The sequence below is a fragment of the Budvicia aquatica DSM 5075 = ATCC 35567 genome (genome assembly GCF_000427805.1).
Lineage (GTDB): Bacteria > Pseudomonadota > Gammaproteobacteria > Enterobacterales > Enterobacteriaceae > Budvicia > Budvicia aquatica.
This window is the reverse complement of record NZ_ATYS01000024.1, coordinates 47079-68261: the sequence shown is the minus strand read 5'-3', so window position 1 is coordinate 68261 and position 21183 is coordinate 47079. Positions and strand designations below refer to the sequence as shown.

Genomic DNA, 21183 nt, shown 5'->3' with positions numbered 1-21183 from the left:
GGAGTATAGACAGAAAAAAATGATCGGATGTGTTCAGGACCAAAACAGTATATTGGTTTGAATATTTAAACTATCTCGATATAAAAATCATTTATATATGGAATGGTAAGAATTAAACAAGAATGATTGATGCAAATCTGATTTTTATATCGCAGAAAATAATGTGAAAGGATGTAAAAAAAGAATTAACTATTAAAACTCTGAAATTCATCACACTTTTGGCTGTATACCGCTTCACAGTTTTAGTAAAAAGCCATCAAGGATTAGTGACATCGTCACTAATCCTTGATGGCTACTGAGTCATGGATCAGGCTGAATAATTTTTTGCCCGTTCGGCAGTTAATTCCGCAATGCGCACAATCACCGATACGGCTTTTTCCATCCCTTCTACCGTGACAAATTCATGCTTGCTGTGAGGGTTATAGCCGCCGGTAAACAGATTAGGACAAGGCAATCCCATATGAGACAAGATAGCGCCGTCAGTCCCTCCGCGAATGGGTATTACCTGCGGGTCAATCTGATTATCGACCATTGCCTGCTTGGCAATATCAATAACGTGAGGATATTTAGCCACCTGATCGCGCATGTTGTAGTACATATCTTTAATGTTCACTTCAATATGGCAGTCACGGTGCAACCCTTCACCCACCTGTTTTGCAGCCTCAATAATGGTACGCTTGCGCTTTTCAAATCCGTCACGTTCAAAATCACGAATAAAATAGGTCATCTCAGCGTAATCAACGCTGCCGCGCATGGAATTGAGGTGATAAAACCCTTCGTAACCATCGGTATGTTCCGGTGATTCCAACACCGGCAATGCTTGCTGGAAACGGGCAGCCAAGGTTAATGCGCTGATCATCACGCCTTTAGCCCTGCCGGTATGTACCGCATTGCCCACTATCTTCACCGTTGCCAACGCAGCATTGAAGTTTTCACACTCAAGCTCACCGACGCCACCACCGTCAACCGTATAAGCCCATTGAGCGCCAAATTGCTGGACGTCGAAGTTTTTCATGCCTTTACCGACTTCTTCATCCGGCGTAAACGCAATGCGGATATTGCCATGGGGTTTATTGCAGGCTTTAAGGCGGGAGATCGCGGTTAATATTTCAGCAACCCCTGCTTTATCATCAGCCCCTAGCAACGTTTTACCGTCGGTGGTTATTAATGTCTGACCATGGAGCTGGTGCAATACCGGAAACATCACCGGAGAAAGCACTTCGTCACCAATACCTAACGCAATGTCTCCCCCGCGATAGTTATCGACGATCTGTGGCTTAACCCCTTTTCCCGACATATCCGGGGAAGTGTCCATATGAGCGAGGAATCCAACGGTTGGAACCGGCCAGTCGACATTCGATGGTAATGTCGCCATTAAACAACCAGTATCGCTCAACACAATGTCCTCTAAGCCCATTCCTTTAAGCTCACGCTCTAATGCCTTTGCCAGCGCCATTTGCCCTTCGGTACTAGGCACCTGACGAGCGTTAGCTCTCGATTGGGTGTCAAAAGACACATAATGAAAAAAGCGATCCAGTAATTTATCCATTCTCATCCCCTCAAATAATCAGCCTTCATTATGCGGATAGCGCTATATTAAATATTGCGTCAAGTCAGTTTTAAATCGCTTTTACATGATATTTAAAGGAAATGATGTTCAAAAAGATCACATACCATCCTTAAGATTTTCTTTTCAGCAACCTGTTGTTAACCCTAAATTTTATTATTGGTAAAAAAATAGTCTATAAACGGTTAAATAGGCTTTCATTTATCAGCGTCAGGGTCTATTATCCGCGCTCTTAAAAACTGAATGGGGCCACTGGTTTCGAATAAGCAAAAGGCGCGTAAAAATAATTGCGCTACACTTATGTTTATTCTTGCAGTCTTTTCCAGTGGTGGTTCTATCTGCCTTATATTACGGGATAGAGTAGCGAAATTAAATGACTGATAACTCCTCACGTTTACCCGTTGTCGAGCTTAAAAACGTTAGTAAAGCGTTTGACGGCCGTGACATCATAAGCCAATTTAATTTAACCATTAATGATGGCGAGTTTCTAACAATCTTAGGCCCTTCCGGCTGCGGTAAAACAACTGTTCTTCGATTAATTGCCGGTCTCGAAACCGTCGATGAAGGTCAGATATTGCTTACCAATCAGGACATCACTCATCAGCCTGCTGAACAACGCCATGTGAATACGGTGTTCCAGAGCTATGCGTTATTTCCTCATATGAATATTTTTGACAACGTGGCCTTTGGCCTGCGGATGCAAAAAACCCCTGCCGACCAGATTACGCCTCGCGTAATGGAAGCGCTGAAAATGGTACAGTTGGACGCTTTTGCCCAACGCAAACCTCATCAGCTTTCAGGTGGTCAACAGCAGCGGATTGCCATTGCCCGTGCCGTTGTTAATAAGCCTAAGGTTCTGCTGCTGGATGAATCACTCTCAGCACTGGACTATAAGCTACGTAAACAGATGCAAAGTGAACTTCAGTCTCTGCAACGTCAGTTAGGCATTACCTTCGTGTTCGTTACCCACGATCAGGAAGAAGCGCTGACCATGTCGGACCGAATTGTGGTAATGCGTAATGGTCGCATTGAACAAGACGGTACGCCGCGCGAGATTTATGAAGAGCCGAAGAACATGTTTGTTGCCCGCTTTATTGGCGAAATTAACGTGTTTGAAGCAACCGTTATCAATCGTCTGGATGAAAAACGCGTTCTGGCCAACGTTGAAGGTCGCGAATGCGGCATTTTGACCGAGCTGGATGTTAGTCCGGGCGACAAAGTCAAAGTATTACTTCGTCCTGAAGATTTAACCGTTGTTGCCGTTAAAGAAGGTCAGGACGTAGACGGTCTGGTTGGCTACATTCGTGAGCACAACTATAAAGGCATGATGTTAGATTCAGTTGTCGAATTAGAAAACGGCAAGATGGTGATGATCAGCGAATTCTTCAATGAAGATGACCCTGATGTTGACCACTCATTGGATCACAAAGTTGCCGTGACCTGGTCTGAACGCTGGGAGGTGGTACTGGCAGATGAAGGCATATAAACCGTCGCAGCGTAAGCTGTTTCAGAAGTTTGCCATTACGGTCATAGTTTCATGGTTGGTACTGTTTGTTTTTGTACCAAACCTGATGATTATTGGCACCAGCTTCCTTACCCGTGACGATGCCAACTTAATCTCGCTGGTATTTAGCCTGGATAACTACGCCCGGTTATTCGATCCGATGTATGCACAAGTGATGTTGCACTCGCTGAACATGGCGCTGATCGCAACCTTCTTCTGCCTGATTATCGGTTATCCGTTTGCCTACTGCATTGCCAGTATGCCTAAGCGTACTCAGCCTATTATGCTGTTTTTGCTGATTATTCCATTTTGGACTAACTCCCTGATTCGTACCTATGGACTGAAAATATTTATCAGTACCAAAGGGGTACTAAATCAGATTCTGTTAGGCATTGGTTTAATTGATGAACCGCTGCGGATTATGTATTCCCAACAGGCCGTCATTATTGGTCTGGTCTATATTCTGCTGCCATTTATGGTACTGCCGCTCTATTCCAGCATTGAAAAGCTGGATAAGACTTATATCGAAGCGGCCAGAGACCTTGGCGCCAGAAAGTTCCAGACCTTCACTCGGGTGATTATTCCGTTAACCATGCCGGGCATTATTGCCGGCTGTTTATTAGTTCTGCTTCCGGCAATGGGGATGTTCTACATTGCAGACCTGCTGGGCGGCGCTAAAAACTTATTAGTCGGTAATATTATTAAAAATCAGTTCCTAAGATTACGTGACTGGCCTTTCGGTGCTGCAACCAGCATCTGTCTGACCATTATCATGGGCTTCTTGCTGTATTTTTATTATCGCGTCAGTAAGTTACTTAACCGGAAGGATGAGCTGGAATGATAGGACGCCTGTTCCGTGGCGGCTTTATGACTGCCGTTTATGCCTTTTTATATATTCCGATCTTAATATTGGTCGTTAACTCCTTTAACTCCGCTAAATACGGCGTGACGTGGAGTAGCTTTACCACCCAGTGGTATAAGATATTGCTTAATAACGACAGCTTGTTACAGGCGGCCGGTCACTCGGTGGTTATTGCTGCATTTTCAGCCACCTTTGCCACCGTTATTGGTTCTCTGACCGCTGTTGCATTATATCGCTATCAGTTCCGCGGTAAGCACTTCGTCAGCGGCATGCTGTTTGTGGTTATGATGTCTCCGGATATCGTTATGGCAATTTCGCTGCTTGCGCTGTATATGCTGTTGGGCCTGTCATTGGGATTTTGGTCTCTGATGCTCGCCCATATCACATTCTGTCTGCCTTTTGTGGTGATTACCGTTTATTCACGCCTGAAAGGATTTGACGTCAGAATGCTGGAAGCAGCACGGGATCTTGGTGCTACTGAGTTTACGATTTTGCGCAAAATCATCCTGCCTATTGCCATGCCGGCGGTGGTAGCAGGTTGGTTATTGAGCTTCACTCTGTCGATGGATGACGTGGTGGTTTCTTCATTTGTGACCGGACCATCGTACGAAATTTTACCACTGAAGATTTACTCAATGGTGAAGGTCGGCATGTCTCCTGAAGTGAATGCGCTGGCAACTATTATGTTGGTGTTCTCTCTGGTTCTGGTGCTCGCCAGCCAGTTAGTACTACGCGATCGTACAGCTAAGTAAATAAAATGACTGCCGGGGTTTTATACTCAAAGTAGTTGGAGTTGCCGCCAGCAACGCTGCAACTTCAAGTAATAAGGGCATAACCCCGGTATCACTCTCTTTCTGCTCCCTTTTAAGGAGATACCCTGAATGAAAAAGTGGTCTCACCTGCTCGCCGCCGGAGCCATGTTGCTCTCTGCCGGTATGGCCCACGCGGATAAAGACGTGGTCTATTTTTATAACTGGTCGGAATATGTTCCGCCTGGTCTGATGGATGACTTTACCAAAGAGACCGGTATTAAGGTGATCAACTCCTCTTTTGAGTCGATTGACACCATGTACACCAAGTTGAAAACTTACAAAGAAGGCGCTTACGATTTAGTGGTCCCTTCTGCCTATTTTGTTGCGCGTATGCGTGATGAGGGCATGATTCAGAAGATTGATACCAGCAAGCTTAAAAACTTTAAAAATATCGATCCGTCGCTGCAATCCAAAGAGTTTGACCCGACCAACGAATGGTCAATTCCCTATACTTGGGGAGCAACCGGTATTGCGGTGAATACTGACGTGATCGATCCTAAAACTGTGACCAGTTGGGCTGACCTATGGGATGAACGTTTCAGAGACCGTATTTTGATTCTGGACGATGCCCGTGAAGTATTCCCGATTGCCTTAGCTAAGCTGGGTTATTCGATCAATACCACTAACCCCAAAGAGATTCAGGAAGCTTACGAAGAGATGCGTAAGCTGATGCCGAACGTGGTGGTCTTTAACTCCGATGCGCCGGCAAACCCGTATATTGAAGGGGATATCGATATCGGTATGCTGTGGAACGGTTCAGCCTATATGGCCCGCCAAGAAGGTGTTCCTCTGCAATATATTTGGCCGAAAGAAGGTGCCGTATTGTGGATGGACAGCATGGCGATTCCGTCTAATGCTAAAAACGTTGAAGGCGCACTAAAGCTGATCGATTACCTGTTACGCCCTGAAGTTGCGGCCAGAATTGCTAATGAAATCGGTTATCCAACGCCAAATATTGAAGCGCGCAAGCTATTACCGAAATCATTAACTGAAGATAAATCACTCTACCCGGATGAAGAAACCATTATGAAGGGCCACTGGCAGGGTTCAGTGGGTGAAGCCGGTTTATTGTATGAGACACTATTCCAGAACCTAAAAGCCGGCGGTTAAAACCGTGCTCTGGTAGTAATCATTCAATTAAAAGGGAAAACTACGTTTAGTTTTCCCTTTTTGTTTATATTTTATTTACCACAGGTTCACAGGTAATTAGCTTCGCCAATGCAACACATGATATATATCAAGTCCCATTGCAAATTAACCACCCTGCCCTTGTCTCCCTTTAAATGATTATCTAGCATGTAACGCTATCCCCGTCATGCTTCAAGTTGCTTGGGTGTTGACTGCGTCCACTCGCCCCAGTCACATAGCCAGCTATGCTCCTAGCGACTTCTGAACTTGTCGCCTACAAGCAACTCGAATTATTTTGGGTATATTACCGTGTTTCACATGCGTGGGTTTCTGATTTTAGTTTTTCCTGATATAACTAAAATAATTCGAGCCACATCGAGGCGACAAGGGAGCAAGTCTCGATGAGCTTACTCAGGTAAGTGATTCGGATAAGCGGGTGAAGCTAACAACGATGCGGCTTGAAGTATTACAGGTATATAACCTTATGTGGACGGCCTTAAGTACTTACTAAATTACATCCAGCCAAGCGGATGAACAGAGGATAACTGGAATGGTTCAAGCATTAACAAAACAATCGGCACTTGATCTTTTTGAACAAATCACCGCCTTCAGCGTGAATGATTCAACGCCGGGTATTACTCGTTTAGCCTATTCCAAAGAGGATGAACAAGCCCATAAGATGATGATCGAAAAGATGCAGTCGATGGGGCTGCAGGTTCGTCAGGATATGATGGGGAACGTTTTCGCCCGCCTACCGGGTAAAAATCCTGAGTTGCCGGCTATCGGTACCGGTTCACATATTGACTCAGTTCCACAGGGCGGTGCCTTTGATGGCGTCATTGGCGTAGTTGCCGGACTGTATGCTATCTCCCAGTTTAAACCTCAGCAGCTTAAACGCTCTCTTGAGCTGGTTATCTTCCGTGCTGAAGAATCAAGCCGTTTTGGCTTTGCCTGTATGGCCAGTAAGGTCATGGCGGGTCAGGCTGACTTGGCTAAATGGGCTAAAAACTTCGACAGCGAAGGCAATAATATCCAACAGGTATTAGATAATTGCGGCTATCAGAGCGCCAAGCTTGATGAATGTCGCCTGCCGGCTAACTATTTTGACGGCTTTATGGAAATCCATATTGAGCAAGGTAAGGTTCTTGAGCACCAGCAAAAGCGTATTGGCGTAGTTAACGGTATTGCAGCACCTTGCCGTTATAAAGTTGAAGTTCATGGCCATGCTGACCATTCCGGTGCCACGCCGATGTGCCAGCGCCACGATGCATTAGTCGCCAGCGCCGGTATTATTACCGATATTAACAGTGCCGCGGGTTATGAATCTGCTTACGGAACCGTAGGTACCGTTGGTCGCTTAGACGTCACCCCTAATGCCATCAACGTTATTCCCGGTGATGTCACATTCTATGTTGATATCCGCGGCGTAGACAAAGCCAGCGTTGACCGTGTTGTAGCTAAGTTCTTTGCCTCCGTTGAGCACGCTAAAGCCGTTCAGGACGTGGTAATTAACGTGGCTGAGCTGGCTAACGATATGCCGGTTCTGATGACCAGCGATATTGTTCACCGCTTAGAGCGCATCTGTCAGGATAAAGGCGTGCCGTTCACCACCATGATGAGCGGCGCAGGCCACGATACCATGTATATGGCTCAGGACTTCCCGGCCGGTATGCTATTTATTCCGTCTAAAGACGGCGTCAGCCACCATCCGGATGAGTACAGTGAGTTTGAAGACGTGATTCTGGCGGCGGAGATTCTTCAGCAGGCGCTGGGGGAATTAGCGGACGCTTAATGTAAGGCGTAACGCCAGCCAGTTAAGCATTTCTACATCATATAAACCGACTATATCGTCATCCCCACGAAAGTGGGGATCTAGGTTTTAGCTCACAAATTTACACTTCGCCTAAGGGCTGGACCCGTTTTTTAATGGGATGATATTTAATTGATTAATAATTAAAATTATGCCTAACATTGAAAAATATTTCTTCAATTTAGCCAACTAATGAATTGCTAATTCTTTGTGTAAGGCAACTAAAGTTTAACAGAGATGCGTTCATAAAAAACGGGAGTTTCAAATAGAACCCCCATAATAAATAAACAATTAAAATATCATTTATTACATTCTTAGTTACTACTATAAACATCAACTAATTTCGTGTCATTTTTAAAATATATTCGACTTAAATTGCCATCATCCATATACTCTAGATAAAGCTTAACATATGGTTTTAAACCATTACTTGCTACAGATATGATCTCTGATACGTTGTTATCATTATAAATATAATAATATCCAAAGTACTCATCATCATCAGTTACAGAATAACACTCTAAATAGCGACCATTGCTATCAAAAAATAGCTGAGTCAAAACTCTAAAGTCACCTCTAAAATCCTTCACTATGCCGACTTTATGATTACCAGAACTTATAATATACTCTTCAGCTTCAATCACGCCTCTAGAATTATAACTCGTAATTTTATCTATCTCTGACTGCCCAAAATAACAATATGAATTATTTTTATTCTTTGGCTCTTTTGTTAACATTTCATCCGTTTTATAACCAGTTAACTCACTATAAAATGGAATTAGATTATAAGCTCTTAATTTAGACCAAGAAATAACTTTATCACCAAAAATACTTAATGCTATTTTATTTTCTAAAACTGCATGTTCTTTCAAATCGCTCTTGAGCTTATGAATATTTTTATTCATTTCATCTATTATCTTATCCATATTTCACCTCCAAAATTAAACTGGCATTTTCCATTTTCCAACAGGAATATTTTTCAATGAGACAATTCTGTTTTTATATTTTTCAGAGCATTGAAGAACTCTTTGTCAATTTTTGAATTTATCAACTTGTCATAAGTATATTGTTTATATGCTTTACCATGGACACAATTACCTTTATGGGCCGTAGTTAATTCATCGGTTATCCTATCACTTTTAGTATTCGGCAGCCAAATACCGTTTCTTTTATCATTAATGTCAATTTTCAAATCATCCATCAGTTTTTCGGGGAGATTACCGTTAGAATCAAATAGTCAATTTCTTATAGATCTGAATTTTATCTGCGATGTTTTTCTTAAAAGACTCACTATCTTTATATTCTGATATCGTCATGCAATTTGCACTGCTATATTTATTACTCCCTTTTGAACCATCATTCTGCCAACCACAAACTGGACATATCTCATAAAATGCGTCCTCTTCACTCTCAAAAACAATATAATCACAAGCTTCGCAAGCTGTGCCGCTAATAGAATCATCACTATGATCTATAATGCTAATATCATTTCCCGTTATACTTTTGACAAGTTGTTCCAAGTGTAAATTTCTAATTAAAACGGAAAGATTTATGTTTTCAAGTATTACTTCATTATATTTTTGTTTTTTAGCCTCATCAGCTAACTCGTCCTCAATGTCTCCTGTGGCCAGTAGCATTTGAACTCGATCATCTAGTGTCTCTTTAAATAAAGAGTACATTTTTAAAAAAAGAACCACCTCAGCATGTGTAAATTCTACTTTCATCTTAATTCTCCAGCCCCATCCATTACAGCTCTAAATCCATCAGCATCACTTCCATCATCTTTATAGTATGTTCTTATTTCTCTTTTACCTGCATGACCTATAAATACCTCACCTGTACTTTTATCATGCTTAATAACGAAATTACCCATAGTCCCTTCCATGATGGTTTTATCTGAATAAATTTAGAGTCAATGTTTGTCAGTAAACATCTGGCACTGCGCCAAAAGTACAGAAACCGATTACCCTAAGGAACTAACTAGCTAAATAATAACGGCATATTATATATGCTATTCAATTAAAATCACTTTTTACTCTATGTAAATAATAGTTTATTCCAACATCCTTGAAGGTTTCCTTCCAAACAAAAAACTTGATGTCTAGTATTTTGTTTATCACATCTAAAAAAACACCAGGTTTTTTCTTGCAAAAATCTTTCAATAACAATATTTCCTCAGGGCATTCTTTCAGAATATAATAAGAGTAGTTCATTATTATCATATTAGAAATAAGATTTTCAGTAGATGATTGATATTTATTAACGCACGCCACTATCACATCAAATAATTCTTTTTTATCTGCATAATATCTTTCTTTAAAAAAATCACTATAAATATAATTCTTATTGAAATCATCATATTTAAATTCAAAAACGTCGTCCACGCCCAATATAAAACGTATTACTTTCTTTTGAATTAACTTTATCTTAACCAATAAAGTTGATGCCCATAATTCTTTACTTTCGATATTATCAAACACATTATCAATTAAGGTCATCAGACCTATGATTTTACCGGAATTTGTTTTATAACATATATCATTACTCACTATAGTCAATAGGTCGTAAATTTCATCGCTCAACCCAAATTCAAACATCATTTTTTTAAGAAAAAATAGCCTATCGCTAGAACCCCTATTTTTTATATGAGAGACTTGATACTGATAGTAATGTAAAAATAAACTTTTCCTCTCATAGTTAGGTTCTTTATTAACATCAAATAGATTAAACATAAGAGAGAGGAGCCTAACTACATTGTAATAATCACGTTCATCAAGTATATCCGTTTTACCTTTTGAAATGGCGAAATCTGTAACTATGTCATACCATCTAACTAACGTTATAGGTTCTTCCGGTGAAATGATTGATATTACCCTTCGATTCTTACCGATTTCTGGATAAGAATAAGTCAAATCATTATTATGCAAAGGCGAGATTCGTTCATTAAAGTATAAATTGAATTTATAGTTATATACCGCTGAAAGCATCATGCTTATTTTCCTCTTGGACGTAGCTTAGGTGAACTCCACTTGCCACTTTTATTCTAGTTTGAGTTTCCATCTTCAATATAGTTTTATCAAATTTATCCGATAAATCTCTTCCTATACCTCTGCACACTTTTCGTTCTCTTTTGAAAGGACTCCGCCTTTAAACCTAGCCTCACCAACATGACCCGAGTTTAAGTCTCAACAGGAGGGTTGGTGAAGCCAACTGAGGGATATTAAACAGACTCATTTAAATGACACCATTTTTAGACCATTCATCCGGCAAATAGTAATAAAAGGTGCCAATAAAACGCAGCCCTGAGAAATCCTTTGTTTTATCCGCGATCTCAAGTTTTTCATTTAATATTGATATATAGGCATTGGCCTTTGTTAGCCCGATTTCATTACATTTGCCAATCAGAACATCTTCATATGACTCGCTAAACGGTATCTCAACAATCAAGTCGTCTAAATCAACTAAATTTTCTGCAACGTATACAGAGAAGGTGTCCACATCATATCTTTGCCCAATATCCTGACAAAAAGCACACTCATCGCCGTATCTATCTTGATCTATATAGTTACCAAAATTTTCATCCGCTATTCCAATCCATATATTTACTAGGAAACACTGTTTATTACTTGCCATAATTAATCCCTGCTTACACTTGAGTTCGCGAACAAATTCAACACCATTCCTCTTTCTTCAGTATATATTTATGACTAGAAATCAACATGGATATTTGGCGGCTGGAAAAGACTTCTAAAAATTAGTTGCCATCTATCGCCATAATTCCTAACTCTCTCGCCCAGCCAATACCTTTTTCTCTGCATATCTATACCCTGCCTTTGTGTCAGTCTTATCGGTCCCCGCAGTGCTACAACACTTGCGGATTTTTACCGCTAAAAATAGAACTCATGCAGATACAAGTATCTGTTACTGGAACTAAAATGATGTATTCAATATTTGATTATATTGAAGTGTTCTACAATCATCACGGCAAAAACCCAACACAGAGTTATTTTTCCTTGAATGATGCGAAAACAACAAATAAAGGTAAAAATTTACTCTGATATGGTTCAACCTGTGCGAGTATAAAAGCCATATCTGAATATGTAATACACTGTTTCAAGGAAGGTAAACAAAAGTGAAGACAACAACGGAATATGTTCAGGAAGGCATTAAGTTACAGGAAAGAAGCGGTACTTCGTCGAGAAAAGCATTGGAGCGCTATAAAAAAGCAATCAAGGCATACTCGCTCAAAAAAGACGAAGAATACGCGTTTCTATACGCTAATTATCAGATGGTGTTGATATATGGTTCTGACCTTTATAACAAAGTATATGGGGGACCAGAGCTCCAAGAAGTGAAAGAAACGCTGCCATATGCCCAGACGTGCCTTGAGTTAGCGAAAGGTACGAGTACGCATTGCGCAGAAATGAAATCGTTTTATGAAGAAGTAATTCGTAATGCATCATATGCCTTAGCTTGGTACTCATACCAACAACTAGTAGACAAAAGCGAACTAGAAAAAGCACTTGAAACCATTTCTCTTGGCTGTGAATACTCAGAAAGCGACCTCTATATCTATATGTTTGCGTTAAAAGCTCACCTTCTGCTTAAACTCAGGCGTGAAGAAGAATCGTTCAGCATAGTAGATTCATGTCTGAGAAAATATCCCGGCCATGACGACTTTAGCGACATACAAAAAAGCAAAGCATATCGGCAATGGAAAGAAAAGCTGCTAGATGAAACATGTTTTTCCGTCGAAAAAAAAGAAATTCTACAAAAAGCCGCGCGCATTACTGCAGTCATTAAAAATACTATTTCTGAGCAAAAAACGGACGTCAGAGAATTTATAGCAAATGTGCCCGAAAAAGAAATAACTCCCTTGGGAATAACCCGCGGGAAACAAGCGTGCTTCTACGGAGATGATGATGACTCCTTATTACTATTCAAGGGAAACCTGCATATAAAAGGAAACCTTGACGAAGCATGGCTGGGCAGACAGCTTGAAAACATGAGGTGGAAAAATGACTTTATGGGAATTATTGTTGCAGGGAATCTTGAGGTGGATGGCGATATCACCTGCGATATTTCGATTCAGGTAGAAAAAGATCTTATCTGCGATTATTTATATACCCACAACTGCCATATTGAAGTTTCCGGCAACGCTCATATAAAGTACGGCATTTATGGCCAGTACAATGACGGAACTTTGGTAATTAAAGGCAAGGTCAGTTGCCCATACTTTATCAATAACGATCATTCTATGCCGAGTAAATCTGATAAAGGGGAATCGATTTATATTGAGGCTTTTTGTCTCGATATAAACAATATAGAAATCGATGGCTTAATTTATTCGGCGGAATTGCTTTTACCGCTTGTTTTTGATGAAGATAAAGAAGGTAATGAAGAAGGTGATTTATCCATCGATACATTTTTCTCCATCGTCAAAAAAGGTGAGAATCCATTTCGGCAGGTGACAAAATTACGGTCGTGATGCGATGGCCCCTCTTCTCAGCTTAAACCCAGCCACACTTATGTTGAGTCAACTCTCCCATATAAGGGGAGATGGCTCCATAGTACAGAATTTTAGTGCCAGAAACGTACGTCACGACGAGCCAAATGGCGGACTATCGCGCCACGGTTTTCAAGGCCAATGACACATCATCGGAGTGTACCCTAAACCTAATTCACCACAGTTCTCCATCAATACCCTTATCCCCAATCTGAATAACCCTATCCGCCGATGCAATGGTCGACGGGCGATGGGCGATAATGACGCGGGTAATATTCAGCGCAGAAATTGCCTGATTAATCTTCGCTTCATTATCAATATCCAAATGACTGGTTGCCTCATCTAAAAATAATATCTTCGGTCGCCGGTAAAGCGCTCTTGCGATCAGCAAGCGCTGGCGTTGGCCGCCAGAAACGCTCCCGCCCAACTCACCCAACAGCGTTTGATACCCCATCGGCATTGCCATAATCTCATGGTGAATATGACTCAGCTCAGCGCAGTGAATAACGTAGTCACGGTCAGTTTCACTATCAAAGCCTGCGATATTATCTTCGATAGTGCCGGCAAACAGTTTGTCATCCTGCAGTACGCAGGCAATATAGCGGCGATAGTTATCAATCCCCGCTTTATGAATATCCAAATCGTTAGCAAAAATGCTGCCGCTGTCGGGTACGGTCAGGCCGGAGAGAATTTTCATTAAAGTGGTTTTTCCTGCACCGGATGCCCCGACTAATGCCACACTTTCACCGGCTGAAATATCAATATCTAAACCGTTAAAAATAGGCTTAGAAAACTGATCGTATTGAAAACAAATAGCTCTGGCACTTAGTGAAACATTGTCACATTGCGCAAACAAGTTCACCGTTGGGCTGTAGAGCTCAGTTTTAGTTAATGCAATATCCGCCACCCTTTCACTGTGTAGCGTCAACATTCTTAGCTGAAGTAAGGTATTGACCAGACTGACGGTACGGGAAGAAAACTCCCCGCGGTAAGCATTAAAGGCGACAAACATCCCTAATGATAAGGTGCCGTCAATCACCAGGCCGGCTCCCAGCCACAGAATCAATACCTGATCAACGGTGGAAATTAGGCTACTGGCCCCGCCAAACAGCATATCGAACTTAGTAATACGAATGCCGCTGTTAATCGCATTAACTTTCAAATTCAGCCAATGGGCAGAGCGAATACGCGCCAGATTAAGCGCTTTAATGGTCCCCATGCCGTACAGACTCTCCATAAAATGAGAGGTCACCTTAGCATCATTAATTATTTGCTCTTCGGATATCTGACGATATAGCCGATAAGTGGCTAACCGCATCACCACATAGATAGCCATAAACCCGACCACCACCCAAATCAACCAGCCACCGTACAGCCACATCATAATCAACAGGCCGAGAATCATAATGCTGTCAATCACCGTATTAACAATACTGGTGGTAAATACATTACGCAGCATATCCAGTGAGAAGAATCTGGACTGAATATCACCCTGTTTTCGTTTTTCAAAGTAGTCCAGCGGCAGGCGAATAAGATGCTCAAACAGCTGATTACACCACTGAATATTGATCATCGAGTTAATCGCTAACGTAATCCAAGCCCTGAACATGCTCACCAGCGTTCTGAATAGGATGAAAAACAGCAGCCCCAGCGAAATCAGCGTTAAGAGATCATAATCTTTAGCGATAATCACGTGGTCCATCACCAGTTGAGTTCCGACCGGAAGCAGCAAGTTGATGGCTTCAATCACCAGCGATAGCGAAAATATTTTCAGTAGAAATGGCTTAAAGCCGGCCATATTACTTAGCAACGAAGAGAGTTTTAAACGCTGACGTACCTCCTTCGGCTCAAAGTTGGCTGCCGGCCATATCTCCATCGCCACGCCGGTAAAATGGTTCGATGCGCTTTTAAAACTGAGCTTTCGCCGCCCCAATGCAGGGTCCTGTATGGTGATCCCATTACGCCCCACTGAAACCAGCACCACAAAGTGGCACAGATCCCAATGCAATATACAGGGAGTCTTCAACTGTTTCAGTTCGCTGAGCTCCAGCCCCACCGCTCTGGACTTAAAGTTCATTGATAAAGCCACGTCCACCAATTGCTTTAAATTACTGCCCTGAGAAGAGAGCCGGTATTGGTGCCTCAGGCTCACCATATCGACGTTAAAATGATAATAACCGGCAATCATAGCTAAGCAGGCCAGCCCGCATTCTGAGGCTTCTGACTGCAAAATCTGCGGTAACCGGCGGCGGAATCCTAAATTCAAACGATTAACCAGCGATACTGATTGTTGCCTATTCACTTAGCGGTCCTACAATACTTTTATTCATTTTATATAACGGAGATAGCATCCACTGATAGAGCGGCCTTCTCTCCAGAAAAAAGGTGGCCTGGGCCTTCATACCGCTGGAAATATTCAGTTCGTGTCCGGCATAAGAGAGGCTTTTGCGGTCCAGCTTAACGATAGTTTTGTAATAGGAGGCGATATGGGTACGGTCACTGTTAATCGGGCTGTTTTTATAGTGACTGAGCTCATTCATCGAGGCCGGAATCGAAGAAACTGAGATAATATCTGCGGGAAACTGACCAAACTTCTCGAACGGAAAGGCATCATAGCGAATATTTACCTGCTCGCCGCGGCTGACAAAAGGTACCGCATCATTGGGTAGCCAGAACACTAAATAAAGCGCCTGACTATCTTCCCGTGAAATTTGAACCATAGTGTCACCGGCATTGACCATCTGGCCTTCAGTGACAACTACACTCTCAATCTTTCCATCCATCGGTGAAGTGATAAAAAAGCTGTCTTTGGCTTCCGCGTCAGAATACTCCCGCCGCAGGCTCTCACGCTGAGATTCACTCTGGGAAATTTGATTATCGAACTCGGCAGATTTAATCGCAATTTCACTTTGTATATTGATGATTTGCAGTGAATTACTGGTGTTTTGTGAATATAAACTGTTATATACGCTCTGTTGCTGCTGATACATATAGCGCTGATTATTTAGCTGATCTTTAGTAATCAGACCCGCCTTAATGTACTGCTTATATTCTGACAGCGTTCTTTTCATCTCACCGGTGGCAGACAACGAGTCAGCCAGTACTGAACGCGACTGTTGATGGGCCTTTTGGTAGTAATCAAGCTGCTGGTTTAAGTTATTGATGGTCTCTTGTTTACTCTCAGTCAGCGTCTTAATGACCTCATCATTTTTAGCAATCTGCTTATTAATCGCCTCTACGTTTTTAAGGCTAATATTGCCGGAATGAGTCACTCTGGACATATCTATCTGGTAGAGCTTTTGCCCCTTTTTCACCTGACTGCCGACTTCAATAAAGCGCTTCTCAACAATCCCCGGATATGCGGTAAATACTTCAACCGGATGAGGGTAAATAATCGCCTCACCGCTAACGTTAACTCGCCGAATAAAACTGCCAAAAATCAAAAAAAGTAGCAGAACCACTAACAGGGAAAGTGATATAAAAGCCACTAGTCGGGCCGGAATACGGCTAATCAGAGTTATTTTCCCCAGCCAGACATTTTTATTATGCTCAATCACCTCTTGGCGGAAAAGGCGAGCCGGTACATTAGCCATGAGTAAACATGATATCCCGAATATAAATATTTATTATTAAGTCAATAATTAAACAAAGGCTTCACCACAAGTAATGAAGCCATGAACTTATCGTTTATTTATTAGAACTGCCCGGCAGCGGGAATAAATTAGTGTAATAGTTAAGAATATTACCTATTTTCACAAATGCATCACCAATAGCTTTCAACATATCTTCGAACTGCTGTGTGAAGTCGTTCACCGGCGTATCAGTAGCCGGAGTCGCATTACTTAATGCCTTACCCAGATTAGACAGTGAACCTGAGCCTGATACCATTTCGATTTCGTTGTGACTTAAATCACGCATAATATATATCCTTATTTATCAGAAATAATTTTATACCAGCTGAAAAAACAAACGGAGAAGAAACACTTAAGGCGTTTCCTCTCCGTTTATGATTATATTCTGATTAATTTCACACGCTATCTTAGCGACTATATATTACCGTAATCTCTATTTTTAATTCTTAGTCCGGTCATAAAAAATCTTATCATCCCCGGCGGTTATTGTAATAATCAGATACTAAACCTTATGCTTATTGACCATTGCAAATCGGTAATATTTTTTCTATTCGGGTATTAAACCTTTCTGGGGACACCTTATACATCGACGGCGATCGGGTGATAACCACCAGCTTCACTAGTTGCTCACAATTTAAAGCAGGTGATGGAACACCAAAATACGCTAGCCCGGCATGTTCAATACCATAAATCGGCTGTTGAGCCTCAGTACTGCCGAAATAGACCTCATTCAGCCAAATAGACACGATTTCATCGTCGGTATATAAAATATTTAGCCACCAAAACCACAGTATTTCCCGCACATGCCGACGCAGGTTGGCTAATCGCTGACCATCAAGATATTTAAACGACAGCGTCCGCACAGCATAGTAAGTTCTGCCTGATGATTCTGCATTATCCTGACGAACAATGTCGCGCATTAGCCGTTGGTGTGCGTCACTCCCAGCGTATTTTTGCCCAGAAGCATTAATACCATCTCGGTGTGGTGATATTTCAACAAAGTAATAGCTGACAAAACCGATTAAAACAATCAGACAAAAACCAATAGTCAGCTTCACCAACCATATCAACAAACGTTTTATCAATGACATTCCTTTGCCTTAATGCGTTAATTTAAACTCAGATGCAGTAACGGATAGGGTTTGCCCATGCCATCTAGCTCAGAACGCCCTATTACCTTGAACCCAAATTTTAAATAAAAATCGACCGCCTGCGGGTTTTGCTCATTCACATCAACCTCGGTTGCCTGACAATGTTCAACCGCATAGCTCAGTAACGCTTTACCTAAACCTTGGCCGCGATAATCAGGCTCAATAAACAGCATCTCAACTTTATTGTCAGACAGGCCGATAAACCCGTTAATCACGCCCTGCGGGTTTTGGGTGCAAAACAATTTCACCATCGGCAGGTATTCATTCAGGATTAGCGGGCGGAAGAACTGAATATCATCTTCTGATAAAAAATCATGCGTCGCTCTGGCTGAACGCTCCCACAGATTTGTCAGATGGGCATAGTCGCCGGGTTCTATTGAATATATCGTCATCGCATAAAGTCTGTTAGCTAAAAGGAAATTATCCGCCATATTATCATCGGCAGTCTCTCGGCTAAAACCCAATCATCTTGATTAGGAAATCATAACGCTCGGTGACGTATTAGTCACTTATGTGAAAAGGGCTATTACTGTTTGATTAAGGTCAGTATCTTGGGGAGATCGCAGAATCAGATAAATAGAGGCGGCCTGATTTTGGCCACCTGCAACAAAAAATAAATACGTTAAGGACGACTAACTCAACAGACTCTTAACATAGGCAATAATTTCTCGATCTTTCCCCTGCTCGAATAAGCACTGCTGAAAACGAGCACCGCTGACCGCAGTTTTTACTAATTCTGAATCGATCGCCTTTAACGTATCCAGATAGTTATCTTTAATCACCGCTTTTTTCACTTGATTCAAAATACCAGCGTTACGAACCTGAGGCTCTTTGCGATCTGCCGGATAGCCTTCGCCCTTACGGCCAGTAAAGGCTTTTTCAAACATATAGCGAAGGTTAAGCTCAGCGCCCCAACCAAATCCTTTGGCAAAAGCCAGCGATAGTGCATTGCCATTATTAATTTGCGCAAACAAAAACGCATCGGCAGGCTCAAGGCAATAGCCACAGACAACTCCCGGATGGATATTCAACGACATCAATGCTCCCTGCCCTGTTCCACATCCTGTCACCACAAAATCAACCGCTTTAGCATTCAACAGAATGCTGGCCATAATTCCCAGATGAATGTAGGTCAAATGATGGTCCTGTTCATCGCTCATGCCAACGTTAAAAACAGTATCATGATTAACCGTGGCAACCGCCTGAAGTTGCTCAACAACTATCGTATTTTTGGCAGCTTGGCTGTTTTCCATCATTAGTGCAATATTCATGTTATCTCCTAGAAATTTAAAGTCTGACGGGTATAAATCAAATCAATTTTTTATTAATTAGCGAGCCAACCAGCCACCGTCAACCGCGATGGTATAGCCATTGACATAATCTGATGCTGATGACGACAGAAATACTACCGGCCCCATAAGATCTTGCGGTAATCCCCAGCGTCCAGCAGGAATACGTTCTAAAATCGCATCATTACGTTCAGGATCGGCACGTAACTGTTGGGTATTGTTTGTCGCCATATATCCAGGGGCAAGAGCATTCACATTAATACCATATTTAGCCCACTCATTAGCCAGCAGCCGAGTTACTCCCATAACTGCACTTTTTGATGCCGTATAAGAAGGCACCCTGATCCCCCCTTGGTAAGAAAGCATTGAGGCAATATTCACGATCTTGCCGCCGGTACCTTGTTTAATGAACTGGCGGGCAACAACCTGAGACATAAAGAATACCGTTTTAATATTCAGATTCATTACGTCATCCCAGTCTTTTTCACTGAATTCCAGTGCGTCCTGACGACGGATAATACCGGCGTTATTCACCAGAATATCGATATGGCCAAATTCTGCGACGGCTTGCTCCAATAAAGAAGGAAGTATCTCTTGTTGACTTAGGTCAGCTTTCAGACTCAAAAAGCGACGACCTAACTGAGTGATGATTGCAGCCGTTTCCGTTGGCTCAACAACGTTAATAGCAACAATATCACACCCAGCCTGAGCCAGACCGATAGCCATACCTTGCCCCAAACCTGTATCACAACCGGTCACAATGGCAACTTTACCCTGTAATGAAAAATTATCGAGAATCATAATATCTTCCTTAAGACCCCGGACGTTTATAGCCCGGATAAATAGGGGATAACAGCAATCCCCTGCCAGTAAAAATGGCTTTAGCCACTTCGGTTTTCGAGACGTCATATAAGTGCCAATGAGTATTTTTGTCCGTATTAGCTAATATCCATCGCTAAATCACACTACACTTAATATAAAATGAAATTTTATATCATTTAAATAGAGCAAAAATATCACTATTGAATTAGTTAAATAAATTAGAAAGTATATCCAATACCAATACGAAATCGGTTCTGTCTATCGTTGCTATCACTTCTTACTGCAACATTACCTATCTCTACGAAAGGCGTCCAAGAGTCAACGGTATATGAAGTTCTGAAATTATATTCATAGTTACTTTTTTTATTATTATATAAGTCGTACTTATCAGCGACTTTATAAACACCCTCTGTAATAAATTCAAAATTATTTATTTTGTACCCGGCCCAAAGATCCACCCTATTAATGGTGTCATCACTACGCTCATCTGAGGAACGACGTATATATTCAAAACGATATCGCCCGGATAACCACCAAGAGTCATTAATGGTATAAGTTGTTCGTAGATAGGGTTTATACACCGAATAGCCACTACCTGTCTCAAGTACAACTCCTGGCTGAACCGCAAAGCTGCCAAGATTAAACTGATAGTTAGCCGTATACTCATTTCCCTGAGTTTCTAAATCATTGAACGCTTTATTGGTATCATTCCCGCCTGATTTAGAAATCGCTTCGATTGCAAATCCGAAGCCACTGGCAAAGCGATGAGATATATAAGCACGATCGTAATTTGCTTTACTATCATCAAGATACTCATGACGCACATCAACATACACCGCATTTGAGGTTAATGGAGCTAGAACTAATAACGGCGTTAATAAAAACAAAGTGGTATTTTTCATTAATAATCCCTTAGCAATTAAATTCATTGAAATAATAAATATTGTTTTTTGTAGGAATAAATACGCTTTAGTTAACAGTCACTTTCAATTTTGAGCATGGTGTTAATACATTGAATAACAACAACCGCTCAGGTTATTTCAGCAATACGGTGCCCTTCCTGTTAATGAACAGGCTAGCCCCTTTTCAGCTATTATTTA

The 21183-nt window shown here is 41.6% G+C and carries 21 protein-coding genes; 6 read left to right on the top strand and 15 right to left on the bottom strand.

Annotation, left to right across the window (positions count from 1 at the left end; translation table 11 throughout):
* Positions 1-307 precede the first annotated feature (307 nt).
* Positions 308-1549, bottom strand: coding sequence for a peptidase T (pepT, locus tag YWE_RS0111115; RefSeq protein WP_029094596.1), 1242 nt, complete (start codon positions 1547-1549; stop codon positions 308-310).
* Between the two features lie 391 nt (positions 1550-1940).
* Between pepT and potA the strand changes: the two genes are divergently transcribed.
* From potA to YWE_RS0111090, 5 genes are all read left to right on the top strand, one after another.
* Positions 1941-3053, top strand: coding sequence for a spermidine/putrescine ABC transporter ATP-binding protein PotA (potA, locus tag YWE_RS0111110; protein ID WP_029094595.1), 1113 nt, complete (start codon positions 1941-1943; stop codon positions 3051-3053).
* Entirely contained in the window at positions 3040-3912 is an 873-nt protein-coding gene (gene potB / locus YWE_RS0111105) for a spermidine/putrescine ABC transporter permease PotB (protein ID WP_029094594.1), read from the top strand. The genes potA and potB overlap by 14 nt, the downstream gene beginning before the upstream one ends.
* Positions 3909-4685 (top strand): spermidine/putrescine ABC transporter permease PotC, encoded by a 777-nt coding sequence (gene potC / locus YWE_RS0111100; protein ID WP_029094593.1) that lies wholly within the window; start codon positions 3909-3911, stop codon positions 4683-4685. Before potB ends, potC begins: the two co-directional genes overlap by 4 nt.
* 129 nt (positions 4686-4814) lie before the next feature.
* Entirely contained in the window at positions 4815-5855 is a 1041-nt protein-coding gene (potD, locus tag YWE_RS0111095; RefSeq protein WP_029094592.1) for a spermidine/putrescine ABC transporter substrate-binding protein PotD, read from the top strand.
* 568 nt (positions 5856-6423) lie between these two features.
* Complete coding sequence (locus YWE_RS0111090; RefSeq protein WP_029094591.1) at positions 6424-7665, top strand: Zn-dependent hydrolase; 1242 nt, start codon at positions 6424-6426, stop codon at positions 7663-7665.
* A 332-nt stretch (positions 7666-7997) separates the two neighbouring features.
* Here the strand turns inward: YWE_RS0111090 and YWE_RS0111085 are convergent, their stop codons facing one another.
* From YWE_RS0111085 to YWE_RS0111060, 6 genes are all read right to left on the bottom strand, one after another.
* On the bottom strand, positions 7998-8609 hold the full coding sequence (locus YWE_RS0111085; RefSeq protein WP_029094590.1) for a hypothetical protein: 612 nt from the start codon (positions 8607-8609) through the stop codon (positions 7998-8000).
* Between the two features lie 53 nt (positions 8610-8662).
* Positions 8663-8884: an AHH domain-containing protein gene (locus tag YWE_RS0111080; RefSeq protein WP_029094589.1), complete on the bottom strand. Its 222-nt coding sequence runs from the start codon at positions 8882-8884 to the stop codon at positions 8663-8665.
* 28 nt (positions 8885-8912) lie between these two features.
* Complete coding sequence (locus YWE_RS0111075) at positions 8913-9407, bottom strand: CPCC family cysteine-rich protein (protein WP_029094588.1); 495 nt, start codon at positions 9405-9407, stop codon at positions 8913-8915.
* Positions 9404-9556, bottom strand: a complete 153-nt coding sequence (locus YWE_RS30410) for a hypothetical protein (RefSeq protein ID WP_154661409.1) — start codon at positions 9554-9556, stop codon at positions 9404-9406. Before YWE_RS30410 ends, YWE_RS0111075 begins: the two co-directional genes overlap by 4 nt.
* A 142-nt stretch (positions 9557-9698) precedes the next feature.
* Positions 9699-10673 (bottom strand): hypothetical protein, encoded by a 975-nt coding sequence (locus YWE_RS0111065; protein WP_029094587.1) that lies wholly within the window; start codon positions 10671-10673, stop codon positions 9699-9701.
* Positions 10674-10917: 244 nt separating this feature from the next.
* The gene (locus YWE_RS0111060; protein ID WP_029094586.1) at positions 10918-11316 is read right to left on the bottom strand and encodes an immunity 22 family protein; all 399 of its coding nucleotides are present in this window, start codon (positions 11314-11316) and stop codon (positions 10918-10920) included.
* A 499-nt stretch (positions 11317-11815) separates the two neighbouring features.
* Between YWE_RS0111060 and YWE_RS0111055 the strand changes: the two genes are divergently transcribed.
* Positions 11816-13171: a hypothetical protein gene (locus YWE_RS0111055; RefSeq protein WP_029094585.1), complete on the top strand. Its 1356-nt coding sequence runs from the start codon at positions 11816-11818 to the stop codon at positions 13169-13171.
* A 193-nt stretch (positions 13172-13364) separates the two neighbouring features.
* On the opposite strand, the gene YWE_RS0111050 is transcribed toward YWE_RS0111055, so the two are convergent.
* From YWE_RS0111050 to YWE_RS0111015, 8 genes are all read right to left on the bottom strand, one after another.
* Complete coding sequence (locus YWE_RS0111050; protein WP_029094584.1) at positions 13365-15491, bottom strand: peptidase domain-containing ABC transporter; 2127 nt, start codon at positions 15489-15491, stop codon at positions 13365-13367.
* The gene (locus YWE_RS0111045) at positions 15484-16782 is read right to left on the bottom strand and encodes an HlyD family secretion protein (protein ID WP_036015780.1); all 1299 of its coding nucleotides are present in this window, start codon (positions 16780-16782) and stop codon (positions 15484-15486) included. Before YWE_RS0111045 ends, YWE_RS0111050 begins: the two co-directional genes overlap by 8 nt.
* Before the next feature lie 94 nt (positions 16783-16876).
* A complete protein-coding gene (locus YWE_RS0111040) occupies positions 16877-17107 on the bottom strand; it encodes a hypothetical protein (RefSeq protein ID WP_029094582.1) in 231 nt (76 codons plus the stop codon).
* A gap of 229 nt (positions 17108-17336) precedes the next feature.
* Positions 17337-17912 carry a transglycosylase domain-containing protein gene (locus YWE_RS0111035; protein ID WP_029094581.1) on the bottom strand — a complete coding sequence of 192 codons (576 nt, stop codon included), beginning with the start codon at positions 17910-17912 and terminating at the stop codon, positions 17337-17339.
* Positions 17913-17929: 17 nt separating this feature from the next.
* The gene (locus tag YWE_RS0111030) at positions 17930-18364 is read right to left on the bottom strand and encodes a GNAT family N-acetyltransferase (protein WP_029094580.1); all 435 of its coding nucleotides are present in this window, start codon (positions 18362-18364) and stop codon (positions 17930-17932) included.
* A gap of 240 nt (positions 18365-18604) precedes the next feature.
* Complete coding sequence (locus YWE_RS0111025) at positions 18605-19243, bottom strand: RpiB/LacA/LacB family sugar-phosphate isomerase (protein WP_029094579.1); 639 nt, start codon at positions 19241-19243, stop codon at positions 18605-18607.
* Positions 19244-19300: 57 nt separating this feature from the next.
* A complete protein-coding gene (kduD, locus tag YWE_RS0111020) occupies positions 19301-20062 on the bottom strand; it encodes a 2-dehydro-3-deoxy-D-gluconate 5-dehydrogenase KduD (RefSeq protein ID WP_029094578.1) in 762 nt (253 codons plus the stop codon).
* Between the two features lie 239 nt (positions 20063-20301).
* Complete coding sequence (locus YWE_RS0111015) at positions 20302-20985, bottom strand: oligogalacturonate-specific porin KdgM family protein (protein ID WP_029094577.1); 684 nt, start codon at positions 20983-20985, stop codon at positions 20302-20304.
* Positions 20986-21183 lie beyond the last annotated feature (198 nt).